This is a genomic window from Aeromonas sp. V90_14, from assembly GCF_029967615.1.
Taxonomy (GTDB): domain Bacteria; phylum Pseudomonadota; class Gammaproteobacteria; order Enterobacterales; family Aeromonadaceae; genus Aeromonas; species Aeromonas hydrophila.
The window spans coordinates 106,045-124,173 of sequence record NZ_JASCAS010000007.1 but is presented as its reverse complement, the minus strand read 5'-3'; the positions used below and the strand labels follow the sequence as shown (position 1 = coordinate 124,173).

17 protein-coding genes, 1 other RNA gene and 1 pseudogene are annotated in these 18,129 nt (G+C 57.8%); 3 read left to right on the top strand and 16 right to left on the bottom strand.

Annotated elements, in window-relative coordinates; genetic code table 11:
• Positions 1-169: 169 nt before the first annotated feature.
• Genes QLG02_RS07505 through QLG02_RS07490 form a run of 4 tightly spaced genes read right to left on the bottom strand, consistent with a single transcriptional unit; the run spans position 170 to position 6,603 of the window.
• Positions 170-532: a M48 family metallopeptidase gene (locus QLG02_RS07505; RefSeq protein WP_282464883.1), complete on the bottom strand. Its 363-nt coding sequence runs from the start codon at positions 530-532 to the stop codon at positions 170-172.
• Positions 529-3,471 carry an HsdR family type I site-specific deoxyribonuclease gene (locus QLG02_RS07500; protein WP_282464882.1) on the bottom strand — a complete coding sequence of 981 codons (2,943 nt, stop codon included), beginning with the start codon at positions 3,469-3,471 and terminating at the stop codon, positions 529-531. The genes QLG02_RS07505 and QLG02_RS07500 overlap by 4 nt, the downstream gene beginning before the upstream one ends.
• Positions 3,468-4,778: a restriction endonuclease subunit S gene (locus QLG02_RS07495; protein WP_282464881.1), complete on the bottom strand. Its 1,311-nt coding sequence runs from the start codon at positions 4,776-4,778 to the stop codon at positions 3,468-3,470. The genes QLG02_RS07500 and QLG02_RS07495 overlap by 4 nt, the downstream gene beginning before the upstream one ends.
• Positions 4,765-6,603 (bottom strand): N-6 DNA methylase, encoded by a 1,839-nt coding sequence (locus QLG02_RS07490; protein ID WP_282464880.1) that lies wholly within the window; start codon positions 6,601-6,603, stop codon positions 4,765-4,767. Before QLG02_RS07490 ends, QLG02_RS07495 begins: the two co-directional genes overlap by 14 nt.
• 343 nt (positions 6,604-6,946) lie before the next feature.
• Here QLG02_RS07490 and QLG02_RS07485 point away from each other — a divergent pair, with 343 nt between their 5' ends.
• Entirely contained in the window at positions 6,947-7,117 is a 171-nt protein-coding gene (locus QLG02_RS07485) for a hypothetical protein (protein WP_282464879.1), read from the top strand.
• A gap of 478 nt (positions 7,118-7,595) precedes the next feature.
• Here QLG02_RS07485 and QLG02_RS07480 read toward each other — a convergent pair whose 3' ends face one another.
• The 9 genes and pseudogenes from QLG02_RS07480 to smpB all read right to left on the bottom strand — a co-directional run bounded on the left by QLG02_RS07480 (position 7,596) and on the right by smpB (position 14,427).
• Complete coding sequence (locus QLG02_RS07480; protein ID WP_282464878.1) at positions 7,596-8,081, bottom strand: hypothetical protein; 486 nt, start codon at positions 8,079-8,081, stop codon at positions 7,596-7,598.
• 451 nt (positions 8,082-8,532) lie between these two features.
• A pseudogene (locus QLG02_RS07475) lies at positions 8,533-10,847 on the bottom strand (DUF927 domain-containing protein).
• Between the two features lie 166 nt (positions 10,848-11,013).
• Positions 11,014-11,253: a helix-turn-helix domain-containing protein gene (locus QLG02_RS07470; protein ID WP_282464937.1), complete on the bottom strand. Its 240-nt coding sequence runs from the start codon at positions 11,251-11,253 to the stop codon at positions 11,014-11,016.
• Positions 11,254-11,369: 116 nt separating this feature from the next.
• Positions 11,370-11,549: an AlpA family transcriptional regulator gene (locus QLG02_RS07465; RefSeq protein WP_348994622.1), complete on the bottom strand. Its 180-nt coding sequence runs from the start codon at positions 11,547-11,549 to the stop codon at positions 11,370-11,372.
• A 161-nt stretch (positions 11,550-11,710) separates the two neighbouring features.
• The gene (locus QLG02_RS07460; protein WP_282464876.1) at positions 11,711-12,193 is read right to left on the bottom strand and encodes a hypothetical protein; all 483 of its coding nucleotides are present in this window, start codon (positions 12,191-12,193) and stop codon (positions 11,711-11,713) included.
• Between the two features lie 170 nt (positions 12,194-12,363).
• Complete coding sequence (locus tag QLG02_RS07455) at positions 12,364-12,690, bottom strand: hypothetical protein (RefSeq protein WP_282464875.1); 327 nt, start codon at positions 12,688-12,690, stop codon at positions 12,364-12,366.
• 39 nt (positions 12,691-12,729) lie between these two features.
• Complete coding sequence (locus QLG02_RS07450; protein WP_282464874.1) at positions 12,730-13,281, bottom strand: integrase arm-type DNA-binding domain-containing protein; 552 nt, start codon at positions 13,279-13,281, stop codon at positions 12,730-12,732.
• Positions 13,282-13,459: 178 nt separating this feature from the next.
• Positions 13,460-13,819: a transfer-messenger RNA gene (gene ssrA / locus QLG02_RS07445) on the bottom strand.
• 119 nt (positions 13,820-13,938) lie between these two features.
• Positions 13,939-14,427, bottom strand: coding sequence for an SsrA-binding protein SmpB (gene smpB, locus QLG02_RS07440; protein WP_011705343.1), 489 nt, complete (start codon positions 14,425-14,427; stop codon positions 13,939-13,941).
• A 169-nt stretch (positions 14,428-14,596) separates the two neighbouring features.
• Here smpB and QLG02_RS07435 point away from each other — a divergent pair, with 169 nt between their 5' ends.
• Together QLG02_RS07435 and QLG02_RS07430 are read left to right on the top strand one after the other, a co-directional pair.
• Positions 14,597-15,031 (top strand): SRPBCC family protein, encoded by a 435-nt coding sequence (locus tag QLG02_RS07435; protein WP_011705344.1) that lies wholly within the window; start codon positions 14,597-14,599, stop codon positions 15,029-15,031.
• Entirely contained in the window at positions 15,024-15,371 is a 348-nt protein-coding gene (locus QLG02_RS07430; protein WP_017410004.1) for an RnfH family protein, read from the top strand. The genes QLG02_RS07435 and QLG02_RS07430 overlap by 8 nt, the downstream gene beginning before the upstream one ends.
• Positions 15,372-15,461: 90 nt before the next feature.
• On the opposite strand, the gene QLG02_RS07425 is transcribed toward QLG02_RS07430, so the two are convergent.
• The 3 genes from QLG02_RS07425 to yiaY form a co-directional block, all read right to left on the bottom strand.
• Positions 15,462-16,097 carry an NAD(P)H-binding protein gene (locus QLG02_RS07425; protein WP_269384030.1) on the bottom strand — a complete coding sequence of 212 codons (636 nt, stop codon included), beginning with the start codon at positions 16,095-16,097 and terminating at the stop codon, positions 15,462-15,464.
• A 160-nt stretch (positions 16,098-16,257) separates the two neighbouring features.
• Positions 16,258-16,596 (bottom strand): outer membrane protein assembly factor BamE, encoded by a 339-nt coding sequence (locus QLG02_RS07420; RefSeq protein WP_011705347.1) that lies wholly within the window; start codon positions 16,594-16,596, stop codon positions 16,258-16,260.
• 135 nt (positions 16,597-16,731) lie between these two features.
• On the bottom strand, positions 16,732-17,883 hold the full coding sequence (gene yiaY / locus QLG02_RS07415) for an L-threonine dehydrogenase (protein ID WP_282464873.1): 1,152 nt from the start codon (positions 17,881-17,883) through the stop codon (positions 16,732-16,734).
• Between the last annotated feature and the right edge of the window lie 246 nt (positions 17,884-18,129).

Genomic DNA, 18,129 nt, shown 5'->3' with positions numbered 1-18,129 from the left:
GGGTTCCTCTCAGGGTCACATTCTTACGGTATGTTGGGAAGTCTGCGCCGCCAGTCGTCTCAGTGATGGAGCCTTCCTCGTTAGCTCTGCGTGCGCAGCATGTTATTGCTCGTTTTGCGCATTCTGTGTTCTCGTGTCACGAAGGACATAGCTTTTGGGGATTCCATCGTTATTTGACATATCTGCTAGGTTTGCGCGAGCGTCGCTCAACGGATGATCCACCAGCACCCGCTATCTGACTTTCCTCGATCGTTCGCCAACCAGGGACATGGGCGCTCATCAGTGCCTTGAACATCCTCCCGTGGTTCGCGTAACGCAGGTGAAGCAGTTCATGAACGATGACGTAATCCTGAAAAGGCTCATCCTGATCGAGTAAATCAGTGGCCAAGGTGACGGTTCCTGCTGATGAGCAGGAGCCCCACTTCCTGCGCATCTCCTGCACCCGTACAACGCGGGGATTAACCTTCAGCTTGACCGCCCAGGCCAGTGCGCGGCGCCTTAAGTCTTGTGCCGGGTACAGCGACGATTTCATTCGCCACCATCCGCGAGCAGCAACTGCACCACCAGGTCGACGATCCGTGCACGTTCCTCCTGTGCCAGGGCAAGAAAGGGCTTGTACAGCGACGCACGCAGCCGTCGCTGCTCGTCGGCGTTGACCGGGGCATTCGGGAAGCGTCCGAGCAACTCTTCGGCGTCCTTGGCCAGCGTCATGGGATCGATCCCCGCAGTCTTGACGGCGGCATCCTCACGCAGCACCCAGGCTACGGCGAAAGCGCGAGCGGACAGGCCGCTGTCGCGCGCCGCCTTCATAGCCGCTTCCTTCTCAGCCGCCAGAGCTGCTAAATGGTCCATCGCAGCCAGACCGTTCGACTTGCGCTCTTCCAGATCCTTCAGGATGCGCTCAGCTCGGTCCTTCAGCGGTTGCAGCACCGGTGCGGCGGCAGGGTCTTGGTCGATCTCGTGCTGCAGACCACGCACCAGGTTGAATACTTTGCCTTCGTCGGACCCATTATCACCGCGCAGCGACTTCAGGGTTGCCACGTCAAAGGTCACGGTCTTGGTCAATCGTCCAAGACCATGTTGCTCTGCGCTTTCCTCGATCAGGCGGCGGGTTTTGTAGGCCAGGTCAGCAACGAACCCGACCTTTTCGGCGTAGGCGTTGCGCACAGTCGCATATAGCTGGCTAAGCTGCCTATACGTCGCGATGTGGTCACGCAGCGCCGGGTCGGGCGAGAGGATTTCCCACAGTGCCTCAACCTCTTTGTAATGCTCGAAGAACGCTTTGCGCGCCTCGGGCGTCAGGAAGCGGCCGAACACTAGGCGTTCGAGTCGCTCGTCGGGCGAACCACCGGCGTCCGACTCAAGGTAGTCCTTCTTGGCCTGCTCGATGCGTTGCAAAAAGTCCTGCAGCAGCACGTCCAAATCCTCAATCACACCGCTGACATCACTGGAGTCGAACTGCAGCGCTTTCTTGAGTTCACGCAGCACACCGACGAAGTCGACCACCAAGCCGACACGCTTCTGCACGCCATTGGCGTCCACGTAGGGCCTGTTCACGCGCGCAATCGACTGCAGCAGTACGTGATCGCGCATCGGCTTGTCGAGGTATAGACAATACAGCGGCGGCGCGTCGTAACCGGTGAGCAGCTTGTCGGTGACGATCAGGATCTTCGGGTTCTCGGCAGGCTTCTTGAACAGGAGGCGCACCTGCTCCTCGGCCTCGTCGGAAATCTGCAACTCGGCCACCAGTGGCCGGTCCACCACGTCGGCAGAGTTTTCGGTGTAGACCGGCGCGCTCCACTCGGGCGGCAGCAGCTTGTCCAGCGCCTTCTTGTACTTGGCGCAGGCCTCGCGGTTCACGGCCACCACGAAGGCCTTGTAGCCCAGGGGCTGCACGTTCTCCTTGAAGTGCTCGGCGATGAAGGTGGACACCTTTTCGATGCGGTCGTCCGCCGTCAGGAAGGTGCGCAAGCCCACCGCGCGGTCGAGCACCTTGTTCAGTTCCTCTACATCGGTCACGCCTTCGCTCTCGGCCAGCGCGAAGAACTCCTTGTCCAGCTGTTCGGCGGGCACCGTCATCTCGCTCGGCGCCATGACGTGCTTAATCGGCAGCGTCGTCTCGTCGGCAATGCTCTCGGCGATGGAGTACTTGTCCAGGTAGCCCAGTTCATCCTGCGTGCCAAAGATCTTGAAGGTGCCTTCGCCCTGCGAGGTGCGCGCGATGGGCGTTCCAGTGAAACCGATGATCGTGGCCTTGGGCACGGCCGCCATCAGGTAGGTGCCGAGATCCTTGGCCACCGACCGATGCGCCTCGTCGATGAACACGTAGACGTTGTCGCGCAGACAGCTGTCTTTGCGGATGGCCTCGAACTTGTGGATCATCGAAATGATCAAGCCCCGGAAGTCGGCATCCAGCAGGGACTGCAGTTTGGCCTTGTTGTTGGCCCGCTCAACCGCAATATCCTGCTGCTGCATCTCGCCCAGCAGGCGTTCCACCCAGCCTTTCAACTGACCTTCCAGCTCCGTACGATCCACCACGAGGATTACCGTCGCGTTGGCGTAGCGCGCCTTGTCCTCAAGGATCTGACGCGCCGCCGTCAGCAGCGTGAAGGTCTTGCCCGAGCCCTGGGTGTGCCAGACCAAGCCGCGTGTCTTGGCCGGGTCGGCGCAGCGGTCCAGGATCGCGTCGATAGCGCGCCGCTGGTGCTGGCGCAGCACCGACTTGCGGGTCTCGCCGTCCTGCACATAGAACAAGATCCAGTGCTGCAGGGTGCGCAGGAAGTCGGTCGGCTCGAAGAAGGCTTGCACCGCAAAGCGGTAGGTTTCCTCCGGCGCCTGCTTCCAGCGCGCCATGTCGCGCCGGTTGGCGTTCCAGGTCACGCCATACCAGTAATCGAGCAGGTGCGTCACGTTGAACAGCTGGGTGGTCGCCAGCAGCTCCGGCGTTTCCAGCTCGTAGCGGCGCAGTTGCTTGATCGCCCGCTCGATGGCGTCGTTGTCTTTCGGGTTCTTGTGCTCGACGATCCCCACCGGTACGCCGTTGACGACAAACATCACGTCGGCCCGGTTGCCCTTGCGCGCGGGCGGCTTGATCTTCCACTCCCAGGTCACGTGGAAGACGTTGTCCGCCACGTGCTCGAAGTCGATCACGGTGACGGGCCGATGGCGTTTCTCGCCTTCGTCGTACCACTGGCGTTCACCGCGCAGCCAGGCAAGCAGTTCGCGGTTGCCTTCTATGGTGGCCGGCAGAGCATCCAGGGTTTCCACCACCGAGCGCACCGCATCGGTGGTCATCCAGGAGTTGAACGCGGCGAGCTTGGCTTCCAGCTCGTCGCGGAAGAAGGTGCCCGCCTCGCCGCCGCGCTTGGTGCGTGCGTCCTGCGGCGTGATCGACGTCCAGCCGATCTCCATCGCGTGCTTCACCATCGGGAACTGCACCGTGCCGGCTTCGCTGATCTTGAGTGTGCTCATGCCGTGGCCTCCTCGGGTTGCGTCGAGGCCGGGGACAGCGCCGACAGATCCAGATCCGACACGGCTATCTCGCCGGTCACCAGCTTGTGCAGCAGCGCCTTGAACAACTCTTCCAGCACGCATCGCTTCTGCTGATGCAGATCGATCTTGCGGTCTAGTGCGTCAAGTGTTGTGAAGATCTCTTCCTGCTCTGTGAGGCTCTGCGGGTACGCAACAGGAAGCTCTCGCACTATTTCGAGATTGAGGTTCTGCTGTTGACCGCCATGCGCAAGAGATCGAATTTCCTCATAGCGCCAGCTAAGGAAGTGGTACAGATAATGCGGCAATATCGCGTCGTCTTTCGGTGAGATGGCTGCGCAAGCTTGATTGCATGCAGCCTCGATACCAAGGATGGCAACCTTACCCCGGGTCACTCCCTGTCCATACATGGCCATCAGTAGGGTGCCGGCTCGCAGCAGTTTAGCGGCGGATTGCTCAATCCCAAGCGGCGTAATCTGCTCCTCGGTTTCCCTAATGACGCAGTAATTCACTTCTCCAGTCTTAACCCACGGAATGGTGCCTCCCGACCAAAATGCGGGATTACTCCGCGATGGCGTGCCGCCTGAGACGACAGAGTGATGCACTCCGAGCCGCTCAACCAACCAACCAGCCGGAACCGGTCCAATCTCGGTATCTTGCTGAGCTTCATTTCGCAAGCCGCGCGTAAAGAGAGCGTTCATCGCGGTACGCTTCAGGGCCCTAGCGTTTTGTTCGGCGCTCAGTTCAGCGGCAGCAGCTTCGTGAATCGTCTCCAGCGCATCCGCAATGGCCGATTGATCGTCTGGCTCGATTTCCGGGATTGGTAAATCGAGAAGTACGCCTTCTGGTACTCGCTGACGACCGGTAGAGCCTTCCATCCGTTCCGCGACATGGTGACGAACATCGGGATGCAGGAGATAGAAGAACAGCACCCGAGGATCATGCCCTGGCTTGCTCGGGTGCAAAGGAATAACTTCGGTAGTGGCGTAACCGAATGGCGCTGGAAGGCTGCGGGCCAACGCCTGCTTACCATTCTCGAATGAAGGCGTGATCTTCGCGACCAGCACATCGCCGCGTTCAACGTACGTGCCGCTGGTAATTGCCTGCGGCGACCTCATCGTGAAGGTTGGATCGTAGGCGCCACCTTGCGGAATTGCCTCCATCGCTGAGAAGGGAATTTCGGCCACAGCGCCGACATTGAGGCCGCGAGGTTTCTTCGTGACTGCATAGGAATCTCCAACGCGACTCCAAATCCGTCCAGAGCCAAGATCGACGTCAAACAGACTCATCTTCGACTCCTGCCAGCAGCTTCGAAATGATTGCTGAAAGGCGGTGCGTCTCTTGATCCAGAGCGGTCACCTTCTTGACCAACGCACTGACTGATCCAAACTCCGTTGAACTGGCCTGTCCGACCCATCTACTTGGACTGAGGTTGTAGTCGGTCTCTTCTGCCTGCGTTTTGGTGATGACGGCTAACTCGCCGTCAACGGGTTCACCCTTGACGTACATAGCAGCCAATGACCGAATATCTTCCTCGGGCAGATAGTTTTTGGGCTTGCCCTTTTGGAAGTGGCGGCTGCAATTGAGCAGGACGATCTTGTCCTTGCGAGCAGCGGGCTTGCGCTTGTTCAGCACCACGATGACGCCCGCCGCCGTGGTGTTGTAAAAGAGGTTCTCGGGCAACAGGATCACGCCGTCGATCAGGTCCTGATCAACGAACCACTTGCGGATGTTGCGTTCCTTGTCCTCGTTCTTGGAGCCGGAGCCACGTGTTACCGCGCCGGTGTCGAGCACGACTGCGGCGCGGCCGTGGTCATCCAGACAGGCCAGCGTGTGCTGTAGCCAGGCCCAATCCCCCTTGCCACTGGTGATGCCGCCCGCCGTGCGGAAACGATCGAACGGATCGTTGGCGAACAGGTCCGCCGCGAACGGCTGGTTCCACATCGGGTTGGCCACCACGATGTCGTGCCCACGAATCTTGCCGCTGGACTCGCGGAATTTGGGGTTGATCATGGTGTCGCCGCGCGCCAGCTCCACCTCCATGTCGTGGATGATGGCGTTCATCTGTGCCACGGCATAACTCTCGGCCTGCAGCTCCTGACCGGAGAGCTTGAGCGGCACGCGGCTGGTGGGGTCGAGTTCACGGGCGACGAGCTGGAGCTTGATCAGCAGCCCCGCCGAGCCACAGGCGTAGTCGTGGCAGGTCTCACCGGGCTTGGGGCGCAGGATGTGCGCCATCAGAAAGCCGACCTCGGTCGGGGTGAAGAACTCACCCGCGCTCTGGCCCGAGCCTTCGGCGAACTTGCGCAGCAGGTATTCGTAGGCGCGGCCAAGGAAGTCGGGCTGCACGTCGGCAAGGCCGAGGCGGTAGCGCGGGTCGGAGAACGTCTCGACCACGCCGCGCAGCTTGGCCGGGTTGATGTCGCGCTCGCCGTTGCGCTCGGCGGCGAAGTCCACCACGTCTATCACGCCGGACAGCGTCGGGTTCTGCTTAACCACGGCACGCACGGCCTTGGTCAGGTGCTCGCCGATATCCCGGGGTGCGGTCGGGCGGCCACGGTCATCAAGCGGCCAATCGAACGACTCGCGCCCGCTGATCACCGCCCAACGCGCTTCGGGGGGGAGGTAGAAGCGCAACAGGGAATGGTCCGACTCGGCAATCTCCAGAGCGGTGGCCCGGTCGCCGTACTCCTCGGCCAGGCGCTCGATTTCGTCGTCAAAGACGTCGGACAACCGCTTCAGGAAGAGCAGCGGCAGCAGGTAATCCTTGAACTTGGCCGCGTCCTTCTCGCCCCGGATTGAGCAGGCGGCATCCCACAGCATCTGCTCCATCGGCTTGGTGGTGGGCGCAGCCGCCGCCCGCCCAGTGCGACGCCGGGTTACCTGAGCAGCCGCTTCAGCAGGTGGGGGGCTTTCAGCACCCTCGACCCCGGCCTCTCGCGCCAGCGCGAGGATGGTCTCCTGCGCGGCACGCTGTGGCTTATTGCCGCCACCTTCCCATCGGTTGACCGTGGCAAAGGAGACGCCCAGGCGCTCGGCGAGCTGCTCCTGAGTCAGGTTGAGGGCCGCACGAGTGGCACGGAGTATAGCCGGGAAATTGTTTGGTTTTGTCATGTCTGTTATGTTTGTTATGTTTTGTCCGTATGCTAATCAATACTTGGCAACGGAGCAATCAACAAGTAGGGAGGGCATGCTCTTGACGATGCCATTTGTTGGCGAGCCATGCGACACGGGTTTGAGTTGTTTGGTCGAAGGGGAAAATGGTCGGGTCGAGGGTGCTGACAGGAAAGAGCCACCGGCGCTCCGTACCGACCGACCCGCCGCCGATACCCCGGTTACAAGCATTACCCATGATTGTTCAAAAATAACCATCAGTGGGTAAGTAATCAACAAGCATGACAAGAAGCCGCATCGGGCCTCTTAGCCGCTCCAGTTATGTTGATGGAAGAGCCTATTTGTGCAGGGCATCGTCGATATTCTTGAAGGCTTGTTCAAACATGAATGGCACCGGGTAAAGCAAGAGGGCAAACACCTGCCAGAACAGGCCCTTGCCGCGAATGGGTTGATGAGTTGGTCTACCCCCGAGCCTGTGCCCTATAAACCACAGCTGCGGCGGATTGTGGTGTGAGATGAGAAATCGGTTACCCGCTGCGAGTGACAGACGGAGTCATGCGCTCACGGATTTTGCTGACTGCTGGCAACAGTGATCACCTGTAAGCATATAAAGGTTTTTTATTTTCGGCGTTAAACCGCTGGTGCTTGTGTGCACCCCACCCAGAAAACCCTTGCCATGACTGGCATGGCGGTGACCTGGTGGGCTCGTGGTGAGATAAAAACGATCTTGGCTAGCAAGAAAAGTGATCGCTAACAGCATAGAGAAAGCGATCATGCTCGATGACGAAAATTCATGAAAAACACTTTTATTACAACTTGTTAAGCCATATTTAGGTCGATACTAAGCGATCGGCTGATGTGACACTGCCAAAAACGATCATTTTGCCGGGATTGAGAATCCTAAACATGACTACAACCCGCACTATCACTGAGTTCTGCAAGCATGAAGGCCATAGTCACAGCGCTATGATCGCTTGTAACAAATAAAGTGATCATCTTAGAAATGGGACCATCGGGATTTTTTCCAGCGTCCAGCCCCATGGCTCGTTTTGTGCCCCCTTGAGGTGTGAAGTGAAACGCCAACCCACTTTCCCCAGCACTTTGTTGAAGCGACGAAACACCATTCTGTGATTTGAGTACGTCAAGCCATAGTCGTGCGTCAGTTCGTCACAGGTGACGCCTGGATGTGTTGCCACGCACAAGATGTAAGCACGATGGGGGTGCCAGGCCATTGCAATGACCAAAGCAGCCAAGTGATCGATGGGTCCCAAATCTTCAAGAGCCAGCTCTCGTTCTGCTCTCTCCATCAATCGTCGGCTCCGCTGCCCGCCCAAAAACCGGGGCCAAGCATTACGATACTTAGTGATAGGTTCAACACCCGGTGGCTGTTTACATAATTTTTGCAGCCGTTTTCGTTGGCGTTCTAATTGCAACTGCAGCCGCAGTTTTTCCTCTTTGTCCATCTCTTGGGTTCTCACGTTATGCTCCTCCTGTGTTCAGTTAGAACCTGTCTTTATATCTGTACGCATTCCGAAGCTGTGGTGATCGGCAAACCGACCGCCTTACCAAAGCACAACCCACTGATGACCAGTGCTCGTTCTCTATGCATAAATAAGTGGGAACGGTGGGAGTGAGGGAACAAAGTCCGCAATACCCCGCCATTACTGGGATTCGCTGTTCCCACCAAGCTGGTCATGCTGTGGGAACCGGTGGGATCAACTCAAATAGATTGCCTGTTTGTTCCCACGGTTCCCTCCTTGTTCCCACCCCAACCATGTCAGGTGGGAACAACCATAGACGTTGGTACGTAAGGGATTGCCGGCTCATTGAGGACACAGTTCCCACCGTTCCACCATGTTCAGTGCTTTCGCGCACGCGCATTAGTCGGAGAAAAAGGAACCTGGCTTGGCGGCAACTGCTTCCCTCTGGCTAGCATTGTTCATTCTCTTGCTCCTCTACCTCATCGGCCAGCACTCGCTCGGTCAGAAGGTATACCCACGCGGCTCCACGCATGCCAGGCAGCCTGGTCTTGCGCTGGAGTCGCTTCTTGTCCTTACTGGTCAACAGGTAGCCGGCCTCCAGGCACAGAGTCGCCGCTCGCTTGGGGTCTCGCCCCTTGGTGATTTCGTTCCAGCCAGGGGATAGCACAAAGAAGCTCACACCATCCTGCTCAACCTTGCGATAGCCCACCATGTTGGCCGGACGATGGTTGGTGTCGAACCAATCTGCAAAGCGGGTGTACTGGTGCGCCGCGACAAAACTGCGCACCTGCGCCAGCGTGGCAGCATCCTCCTTGTTTCCAAGGTGACCCCGCTCAGCAAGCCACGCCTTGAGGCATATCCGCACCGACCTGATTGCCTCACCCTCTGGCCAGCCCGTCACACCCAGTCGGGTTCTAGTTCTCCGGCAGCGGCCACCAGCGCAAACCGATTGATGGCGCGGCCCACCTGATTGCCTGCTCCGCTTGGGGTCAGATCGGCAGCAAGACGCAGGATCTCGCTTTTCATGTATTCACGGTGCTTCATCATGTCTTCTGCAAGCTCCCTCACAAAAACGTGAAAGGCTGTACCATGCTGGTGTTCTGCATGGGCCTTGAGGGTATCGGCAAAAGTACGCCCGCCATCCATGCTGTGAAGCCACTCAAACGCGCCATAGTGGCCGGTATCGCTCGGGATTTGGATGGTGCGCACCTCCATCCCCGCCTGGGTGCTTTTTCCGGCGCTGGCAGCATGATCCTCAAGGCTCAGCTCACCGGTAGACAGAAACAGCAGCCGCCACGCTTTACGCTCCCGTAGCTCGCCATCCTGCTTGCTGCGGCCCTTGCCTTGACCATTGGCGAGCATATAGGCCACTTGCCCCGCTTCGCGTCCATCCAATTCACCTAGTTCATCCAGGCAGAGCAGAGCATTATTACGGCGACTGGCGATCCCCTCAATGGCGTTACCGGTGGCCCGCCATGTTTGGCTGTAACGATCCGGGTTGCCATAGACACTAGCGGCGGCCTTCATGATAGTAGTCTTGCCGTCCGTGCTTTCGCCCTTGAGGTGAAATCCCCCTCCTTCCATATCTACCAGCGATAGCAGTGGGGCCGCAAAGGCCAGTGATAATGCAAAGCAGAGACGGGAATTGCCGACAGCCAGTGCCGCAACACTCTGTTGCCAGTCAGTCAGCGTTCCGCGTTCGGTGAAGTCGCTGGGGGTGTAACCGGTAGTCTGCAGAATGACGCTTTGGCCGTCGGACCCTATGGCCCTGCCTGGCAGCACATAGGCATGATTATGCCAACCGGTACGCTCCACACAGGTGATCCGTTTATCCGGTTGGCAGGCCATCAGGTAGGCTGCCAGCTTCCGCTTGTGGCCCAGATCGATAAAAGGCAAACCTGAGTCCAGCAGAGCAGTGAACACTTCTTCACCGTTGCGTGGTACCAAGGAACGTACCGGCATAGCCCATCGGCGTACCCGACCGACACTATCTTGCCACTCCAGCAGGCGACCATACCCCCGCCCATGCTCGTCTGAGGTTTCAGCTAATACCCGGATCGGACTTGAAATAGGAATCAGCTCTTGCCTGGCATCATCGCCTCGCACAACCAGTTCCCAGACACAGAGGCGATCCCCCCGGACCGCGAACCCTGATGGTAGATCTTGCTCTTCCGTCACTTCGTCATGGCGAACCGGATGGAGTGAGACAACCTCGGCCCGGCAGGGTGCCACTTCTTTCTGGCTGGCGTCCGGTGGTTGATTTATGGCTGTGCTGGCGATCATGATGGCCTCTTGTGTCCTAGTCAGTCCGTGGGCTTGGTGGTAGTCGTTCCAATCTCCTGAAAACTCATGAGGTAGGGCCAGCAGCCCCCCTACGGCTGCAGCGGCGAGCTCGGCCTTTGCCTTGCCAGGGTTGCCATCGGTGGTGATGTCGTTGTCGCCACAAAGCAGGATCTGAGCCACTATATCCAGACTACTAGCAGACAACCCTACCAGTGGGGCGATCAACTCAGCCGCCGCCTTGATCGGCTTGCCAGTCACCAAGCTAACCAGCGTCAGCCCATCTCCGGCACCGCACTGGTTACAAATCCAAGTACCGCGCCCTCCCTTGTTATCGAGTCGAAAGCGGTCTTTCCCTCCGCAAGCAGGGCAGGGGCCATGCTTGCCACGATGCGGGGTGTCGATACCCACAGTCGTCAGCAGATCGGGCCAATGACCGGTAGCCGCAGCGGCCACATCCGAGACGAATCCTGCTTTGCTCATCTCTCACTCCCGGTCTGAATTGCCACCAGCGTATTGCTGGCCCGGGCATCAAAAATCGCCTTTATCTGGAGGGTTCTGAGGCTATGTTTCCCGATTTTTGGTAAGGCTTCACCCTGAGCACTACGCCCATTGATGTTAATCGTCATGGTGTTGGTCTCTAGAGGAGTTAGCTGGTGGTCACGTTGCTGTCAGACTGGGAAGTGGGTGACCATTCGGGGTGTCCTAGAACATAGGTCGCTGTGTTCTTGTATATGTGGCCGCGATATAGCACGTGAGACTGGATATGGGTCGTGATGTTGAACCCCTTGTGCCGCAGTTCCAAAATCCTAGCAGGAGCTCTCAAAATATTGTGTTCATGGATGAAGCCCAAGCTAGAAGCTGGTCCCTGCCGAAGGATAATCAGCACTTGTGCGAGCTGCCCGGTAACTGTTGGGCCAGCACATAAGGTGATATTCTTCGGGAGTTTAAATTGGGTCGTACCGTTCTGCGGTGCGGCTTTTTTTTGGTCATTTTTAGTCCCCCCTATTCCGCATGGCGAGCGGCAATGCGCTCCGTAATCCAAGTGTCTATCTCGGATTCCACAAAGGCGACAGATCTCCCTCCCGTTGGTGATAAACGGACGGGTCTAGGTAACTGGTCACGAGCGATCAGGTCGTAAATGCTGCTCTTGCTCAAGCCGGTCTTTTGGATCACTTCCTTCATGCGGATGAGGCGTAACTGAGGGGGAGTGGGTGGGGTATGTGCTTCCATAACTTTCCTCTATGGTCGTTATTTTCGAGGAGGTCATTGAAGCACAGGGGGGAGTGGGTGACGTAGGTAACAGTCTGAAAGTAAGGTTACTTCCTTGGGAAGTAGCCTTACTTCTACCGTTTGTTGAAATACACCTTCCCCGTATTTATCGCTTCCTCAATCAGTGCGAGAGCCCCAGGGGGCTGAATATTACGCCCGCCTTTTTTTCCACACATGGCCGCTTTGTGAATTCGAGCACCTTCAGCCAGTTGTCCTACAGTTTTTAAGATGTCTGGATTCTTTGCTACGAGGTGTAGAGCAGCAGCAAGAATATCAGCTCTCGCATTATCCCAACTCACAGCAGAATGATGTTGTGGCTTCTCAATGTGAACAGAATCATTCTCTTCCTCAGATAGCGAGTAATTTAAAATCTTTTTAACTTCCAACCTTTCTCCTGAATGAATTCGCTGGTGTAGAAATGCAAGATCTTCGTAAATGAGTAATGGAGCTGGTGGAATGAGGCCATCTTTTAGCTTCACAGTGGCGAAAGCGTCATAGCTTACAACTCCTGACAAACGCTTCTGCTCGGCGAAGAATCTGATTTCCGAATATCCCATGGCTGATTCCTTTCCCATAACACCGAAGGAATGCAGCGCTCCCGTAATACCAGAAAGATATTGTTTGATGTAACTAGATGCATCATTGCAGGTTATTCCCCATAAGCCTTGCAGATGCCAAGGTGATAATTCGGTTGGGAATGGTGTTGGCCCTGTTCTCCACGTCGGTTTTATGGGTTTATTTTTTTATCGAGATCATCTTTGGGAGAGGAGAATGGATGGTTTTCTAGTTCTAAACTTAGTTCTAAATCGAAACCGAAGCTGGCACGTATAAGATCGCGGGAATTAACGCCGCCCCTGAGCTTTACTCGTGGGCAGTAGTATGGAAACGAGCGATCGAAATTTATGTAGAGATGAATGAAGCCTAACTTAGCCCAGTGAAGTAGATCTTCAACCTCAAATTCAAGTAATCGAGATGCACGCTCTACTGTGTAATATTCAAGTGGAAGTAGAGGATGCAGGATGGGTTGGTTTCCTGTTTTTACTTTTGTAGTCATCGAAGGTCTTTCTCGTTGTCTGCTCGCTTGATTAGGATGTCAGGGCCTGCGAGCAGGGGTCTGACAGAGGCGGCGCACTGTCTCGAGTTTGCCATCGACTTCCAGAGGGCGCAGAAGCTCAATGACCCTGGGGGCTCGAATCTCACTGATCGGCACCGCACCGAGGAAGGGCAGGATATACATCTCAAGAGAACGCCATGCGTCATTGGCATAGTCTTCTGACACGTCGTGGCGTTTCATATCCAGCCAAAGCGTGGCCATCCGCTCGAAGGTGTTGCCGGTGGCTTCGCGCTTTGCCTGGGCCGTGGCGATGAGCTCCTGCTGGTGGACCTGAGGGTCGATATCCTCGGCCAACAGAGCCCTAGCCTGGCTCCGCCGCTCGCGCGCCATGGCGAGCGTGACATCGGGGTAGGGGCCAAAACTGATGTTGGCACGCTTCTTATCGCCAGGTCGGTAGTAGTTGAAGAGCCATAACTTGGCGCCGTTGGGTTTGACCCTCAGGGACAGCCCTTCTCCATCTCCGAGGTTGTACTCCTTTTCCTCGGGTTTGGCCGTCCTCAGCTTTGAGTCAGTCAGCTTGTTCGTGCTCATGGTGTTACCCTCCAATGGTAACACTGAAATTGGTGTTACCAGTCCGATGTTACCATGGATGTTACTCTTTGAGCCGGCTGTAGTCGAACAGGAGGGACTTCTTCGGACAACAAAAAACCCGCAAGACGTTGAATCTTGCGGGTTTCTGTACTTCTTCGTTCCCGGCCGGAACATTGTTTGGTGGAGCTGGGGGGATTTGAACCCCCGTCCAAAATTACTACATCCTTGGCACTACATGCTTAGTCACTCTTTACATTCGCCAACCCGCTGCGGAGAGACACGCCACGAATTGACTAGCTCGATTGGTTTTAATGCTTCCGCCCCGAGCAGGACTTCCACACGATCCTGTGAAGGATGACCTTCCGATTCCCTAGGACACAGGCAAGCTAGGGTAGAAGGGCTCAGCGCAGGTTATTAAGCTGCGAGTGCGTAGTTTTCGTCGTTTGCGACTATTTTTTTGCGGTTTATTAACGAGGCCTACCGCACCTCGGCATGCACCTTGGGTTTCGTGAATCTTGTCGAATCCAGAATCAGCCCCAAGTTGTTAAGAGGGATTGTACGCAAAAATCCTGCCATGGCAAGGCGTTGATGGCAATCGACCGGCCTTGGCCGGTCGATTGCTGGTTTATTGGGCGGCGCCCGGCAGGCGGCGCACCATCAACCGCGGTGCTTGTTCTTCATGATGCGCGCTTTTTCCCGATCCCATTCGCGGGCCTTGGTGTCTTCACGCTTGTCGTGTTCTTTCTTGCCCTTCACCAGGCCGATCTCGACCTTGACCCAGCACTGTTTCCAGTAGAGGGCGAGGGGAACGACGGTGTAGCCCTGGCGGGCGATCAGGCTCTCGAGCTTGTCGAGTTCGCGACGGCTCAGCAGCAGTTTGCGGGTTCGGGTCGGGTCGCACACCACATGGCTGGAGGCCGCTTGCAGTGGCAGGAAGCTGGATCCGAACAGGTAGGCCTCACCATCGCGGAAGATGACATAGGCTTCGCTGATGTTGGCCTTGCCCGCCCGCAGAGATTTGACTTCCCACCCTTGCAGGGACAGACCCGCCTCGATCTTCTCTTCGATGAAGTATTCGTGGCGCGCGCTTCTGTTGAGTGCAATGGTGTTGGACCCGGCTTTGTTTTTACTGTTTTTTTTGCTCATGACGGGCGATTTCCGGCAATGACTGGGAGGAGGGCATTATACGTGGGCAAGGGCGGCTGTAAAACGCGCAGCGGGTCAACTGATGGCTTTATGAGCAGTTTGACCGAGGTTTTACCTCCACAAGATGAAACATGATGATAAAATCGCGGCGATTGGATGAGGAAAAGCCATGCCCCGTATTACTCGCAGTGCCCTGGTGATGTTCAGCGCCGAACAGATGTTCAGGCTGGTCAATGATGTTCACGCTTATCCGGAGTTCCTGCCCGGTTGTGTCGGCAGCCGTGTCCACGAAACCGGCGATGACTATATGACGGCCTCGGTCGATGTGGCCAAGGCCGGGATTGCCAAGACCTTTACCACCCGCAATCTGCTCGATGCCAACCGGCAGATCAAGATGGAGCTGGTGGAGGGGCCCTTCAGCAAGCTGGCGGGCTGGTGGACCTTCACGCCGCTGGACGTGGATGCCTGCAAGGTGGAGTTTGATCTCGACTTCGAGTTCACCTCCAAACTCATCGAGCTGGCCTTCGGCCAGATCTTCCGCGATCTGGTGAGTTCCATGGTGCTCGCCTTCTCCAACCGCGCCAAGGTGGTGTACGGTGCCTGATCAACTCAACATCGAAGTGGTTTACGCCCTGCCCGAGCGGCAGACGGTGCTGCGGCTGCGGGTGCCTGCACAGACCTCGGTGCTGGCCGCCCTCGAGCAATCCGGCATAGTGCAAAAACACCCCGAGATCGATCTGGCGGTCAACAAGTTCGGCATCTACAGCCGACCGGTCAAGGGCTCCGAGTTGCTGCAAGATGGCGATCGCATCGAGATCTACCGTCCGCTCATCGCCGATCCCAAGGAGATGCGCAAGAAGCGCGCCGAGAAGGCCAAGGAAGAGGGACGTGCCGACGTGGTCACGGGTGGCCGTCCCAATGCCAATCGCAAACACTCTGACTGAGTGCATGCACTGGCACGACACCGCATACAAAGAAGGCGCCTTGGCGCCTTTTTTGATCCCGTTATCTACCCGCCAAGTCGAAGCGCTTCGCTACAGCTGGAGCAGTCGCTCGTTCTCGACCACTTCGCAGCCGGCGGGCTGGCGGGAGAGGGCGATCATGGCGCGGGCCACCTGGCCGGCCTCGATGGCGCGCCAGCGGCGCAACCTGCCAACCAGGAGCGGCTTCAGCAACGGGTAGATGGCCTGGAAAAACTGCTCCGAGCGGCGCGGCGGCTGGCGATCGCCCAGCAACATGGCGGGGCGCACGATGGCGAGTCGCGGCCAGGGCTGGGCCAGCAGAGCCTGCTCCATCTCCCCCTTGGTGCGGGGATAAAGGGCAGGGGAGTGCGGGTTGGCCCCCAGGCTCGAGACCACCACCAGTCGCTGGCAGCCGTGACGGCGGGCCAGCTCGGCAAAGGCCAGCACATAGTCAAGATCGACCCGGCGAAAGGCCTCGGCCGAGCCGGCTTCCTTGCGGGTGGTGCCAAGGCAGCAGAAGGCGAGATCCACCGGTTCGGGCAGATTCACCGCGGCCAGCATATCGAAATTGACCGGCAGCCAGTGGTGGGCGGGTTGCGGCTGCCCAGGCTTGCGGCAGAGCAGGGTCAGTTGGTGCTCTGCTGGTAGCTGTCGCACCAGCTCGCGGCCGATGAGGCCGCTGGCTCCGGCGATCAGGAACCGGCTCATGTTGGCCTCCCAAGTTCAACGAGGGCTGCCAAGGTCTTGCCATCGAGTCGTCCGTGGGTATGGGGATTCTTGGGCTGGTGCATGGAGGCTCTCTCGCTAAGATGGGATGGTGGTGGTCAAATAAAACAAAACCGGCGCGAGGCCGGTTTTGTGGATGGGATCAGAGCGGGGTATGGAAGGCCGCTGGCAGCGGGAAGTCGCCGGTGACCGTGGCCAATCTGTCGTTGGCAAAGGTCAGGGTGAGCTCCTTGCGCTCTTTCTCGCCGCGCCCCGGCTGGAATTCATAGAGGTAATACCAGGTGTTCGGGTCAAAGCCATCGCGCAGCATGGCGGAGCCCAGCACGAACTCGACCTGCTCACGGGTCATGCCCTGGCGCAGTTTGTCGACCTGTTTTTGTTCCACATAGTTGCCCTGAGGAATATCGATGCGATAGACCAGGCTGCAACCAGACAGGGTGAGGGCGGTCAGGGCCGCGGCAATCAGGTGTTTCATCCGCATATCGAGTTCAGATCATCCATTCAAGTCTTTTTAAGCTCGGCAAATCATACCGGCTCCCTCTACGGAAGTAAAAAGCCATTGATCCATCAGCCAATAAAAAGGGCCGCCATGCGACCCTTTCTGCCGATTGCGCCCTTACATGGCGGCGCGGAAGATGGCGACGATCTCGGCGTGGCTCGCCTGTTTCGGGTTGGTGAAGCCGCAGGCATCTTTCAGGGCGTTCTCGGCCAGCAGGTTGAAGTCATCGGCCTTGACGTCGAGTTGCTCCAGCCCGGCCGGGATCTTGACGTCGCGCGCCAGCTGCTGGATGGCGGCAATGGCGGCGGCGGCCCCTTGCTCGTCATTCATGGCGCTCACGTCAACCCCCATATGACGGGCCACGTCCTTCAGGCGAGCGGCGCACACCTGGGCGTTGTAGGCCTGTACGTGGGGCAGCAGCACGGCGTTGCACACCCCGTGCGGCAGGTCGTAGAAGCCGCCCAGCTGGTGGGCCATGGCGTGCACGTAGCCCAGGCTTGCGTTGTTGAAAGCCATGCCGGCCAGGAACTGGGCGTAGGCCATCTGCTCGCGGGCGTGCAGATCGTCGCCCTGATTGACCGCGGTGCGCAGGTGCTTGGCGATGAGCTGGATGGCCATGATGGCGCTGGCATCGGTGACCGGGGTGGCGATGGTGGAGACATACGCCTCGATGGCGTGGGTCAGCGCATCCATGCCGGTGGCGGCGGTGAGGCCGGCCGGCTTGGCCAGCATCAGCTCGGGATCGTTGACCGACATCAGCGGGGTGACGTGCTTGTCGACGATGGCCATCTTCACGTGGCGGGCCTCGTCGGTGATGATGCAAAAGCGAGTCATCTCGGAGGCGGTGCCGGCGGTGGTGTTGATGGCGATGAGCGGCAGCTGCGGCTTGGCGGAGCGATCCACCCCTTCGTAATCCTTGATGCTGCCACCGTTGGCGGCCACCAGGGCAATGCCCTTGGCGCAGTCGTGGGGCGAGCCGCCGCCCAATGAGATGACGCAGTCGCAGCCATTGGCCTTGAGCATGGCCAGGCCCGCTTCCACGTTGGTCATGGTCGGGTTGGGTTTGGTCTCGTCGAAAACTGCGCTTTCAATGCCATGTTCTGCCAGCAGGCCGGCGACCTTGGCGACCACGCCGATCTGGTTGAGGATCTTGTCGGTGACGATCAGCGCCTTGCGATGGCCATAACCCTTGATATCGGCTGCCGCCTCTTGCAGACAGCCTGCTCCCATCAGGTTGATTGCGGGAATGTAGAACTTGAATGTCGCCATGATGGACTCCGTTTTATTAGCCATTAAGTGGTATACGGGCGCCAACATAACATCGTCAGAGGGGATGAAAAGGGGTCAATGGTATCTGCTTTGCAACTTTATGGACTCGATCACGTACCGGAAACATGGGGCGCGACAGGGATTGACAAGGGTCCTTGCCCGTTCGCGGGCAGAAAAACGTTTTTCAATTAATTCATCAGGTTAGCAAACGTTTTGCGCCGAATTTGTCACTGTCAATGCAAGGAA

Excerpts from the sequence above, each read along its gene's own strand:
- QLG02_RS07505 (WP_282464883.1), bottom strand. The coding sequence starts at position 532 with ATGAAATCGTCGCTGTACCCGGCACAAGACTTAAGGCGCCGCGCACTG.
- QLG02_RS07500 (WP_282464882.1), bottom strand. The coding sequence starts at position 3,471 with ATGAGCACACTCAAGATCAGCGAAGCCGGCACGGTGCAGTTCCCGATG.
- QLG02_RS07495 (WP_282464881.1), bottom strand. The coding sequence starts at position 4,778 with ATGAGTCTGTTTGACGTCGATCTTGGCTCTGGACGGATTTGGAGTCGC.
- QLG02_RS07490 (WP_282464880.1), bottom strand. The coding sequence starts at position 6,603 with ATGACAAAACCAAACAATTTCCCGGCTATACTCCGTGCCACTCGTGCG.
- QLG02_RS07465 (WP_348994622.1), bottom strand. The coding sequence starts at position 11,549 with ATGAAGGAAGTGATCCAAAAGACCGGCTTGAGCAAGAGCAGCATTTAC.
- QLG02_RS07460 (WP_282464876.1), bottom strand. The coding sequence starts at position 12,193 with ATGGGATATTCGGAAATCAGATTCTTCGCCGAGCAGAAGCGTTTGTCA.
- QLG02_RS07455 (WP_282464875.1), bottom strand. The coding sequence starts at position 12,690 with ATGACTACAAAAGTAAAAACAGGAAACCAACCCATCCTGCATCCTCTA.
- QLG02_RS07450 (WP_282464874.1), bottom strand. The coding sequence starts at position 13,281 with ATGAGCACGAACAAGCTGACTGACTCAAAGCTGAGGACGGCCAAACCC.
- smpB (WP_011705343.1), bottom strand. The coding sequence starts at position 14,427 with ATGAGCAAAAAAAACAGTAAAAACAAAGCCGGGTCCAACACCATTGCA.
- QLG02_RS07435 (WP_011705344.1), top strand. The coding sequence starts at position 14,597 with ATGCCCCGTATTACTCGCAGTGCCCTGGTGATGTTCAGCGCCGAACAG.
- QLG02_RS07425 (WP_269384030.1), bottom strand. The coding sequence starts at position 16,097 with ATGAGCCGGTTCCTGATCGCCGGAGCCAGCGGCCTCATCGGCCGCGAG.
- QLG02_RS07420 (WP_011705347.1), bottom strand. The coding sequence starts at position 16,596 with ATGCGGATGAAACACCTGATTGCCGCGGCCCTGACCGCCCTCACCCTG.
- yiaY (WP_282464873.1), bottom strand. The coding sequence starts at position 17,883 with ATGGCGACATTCAAGTTCTACATTCCCGCAATCAACCTGATGGGAGCA.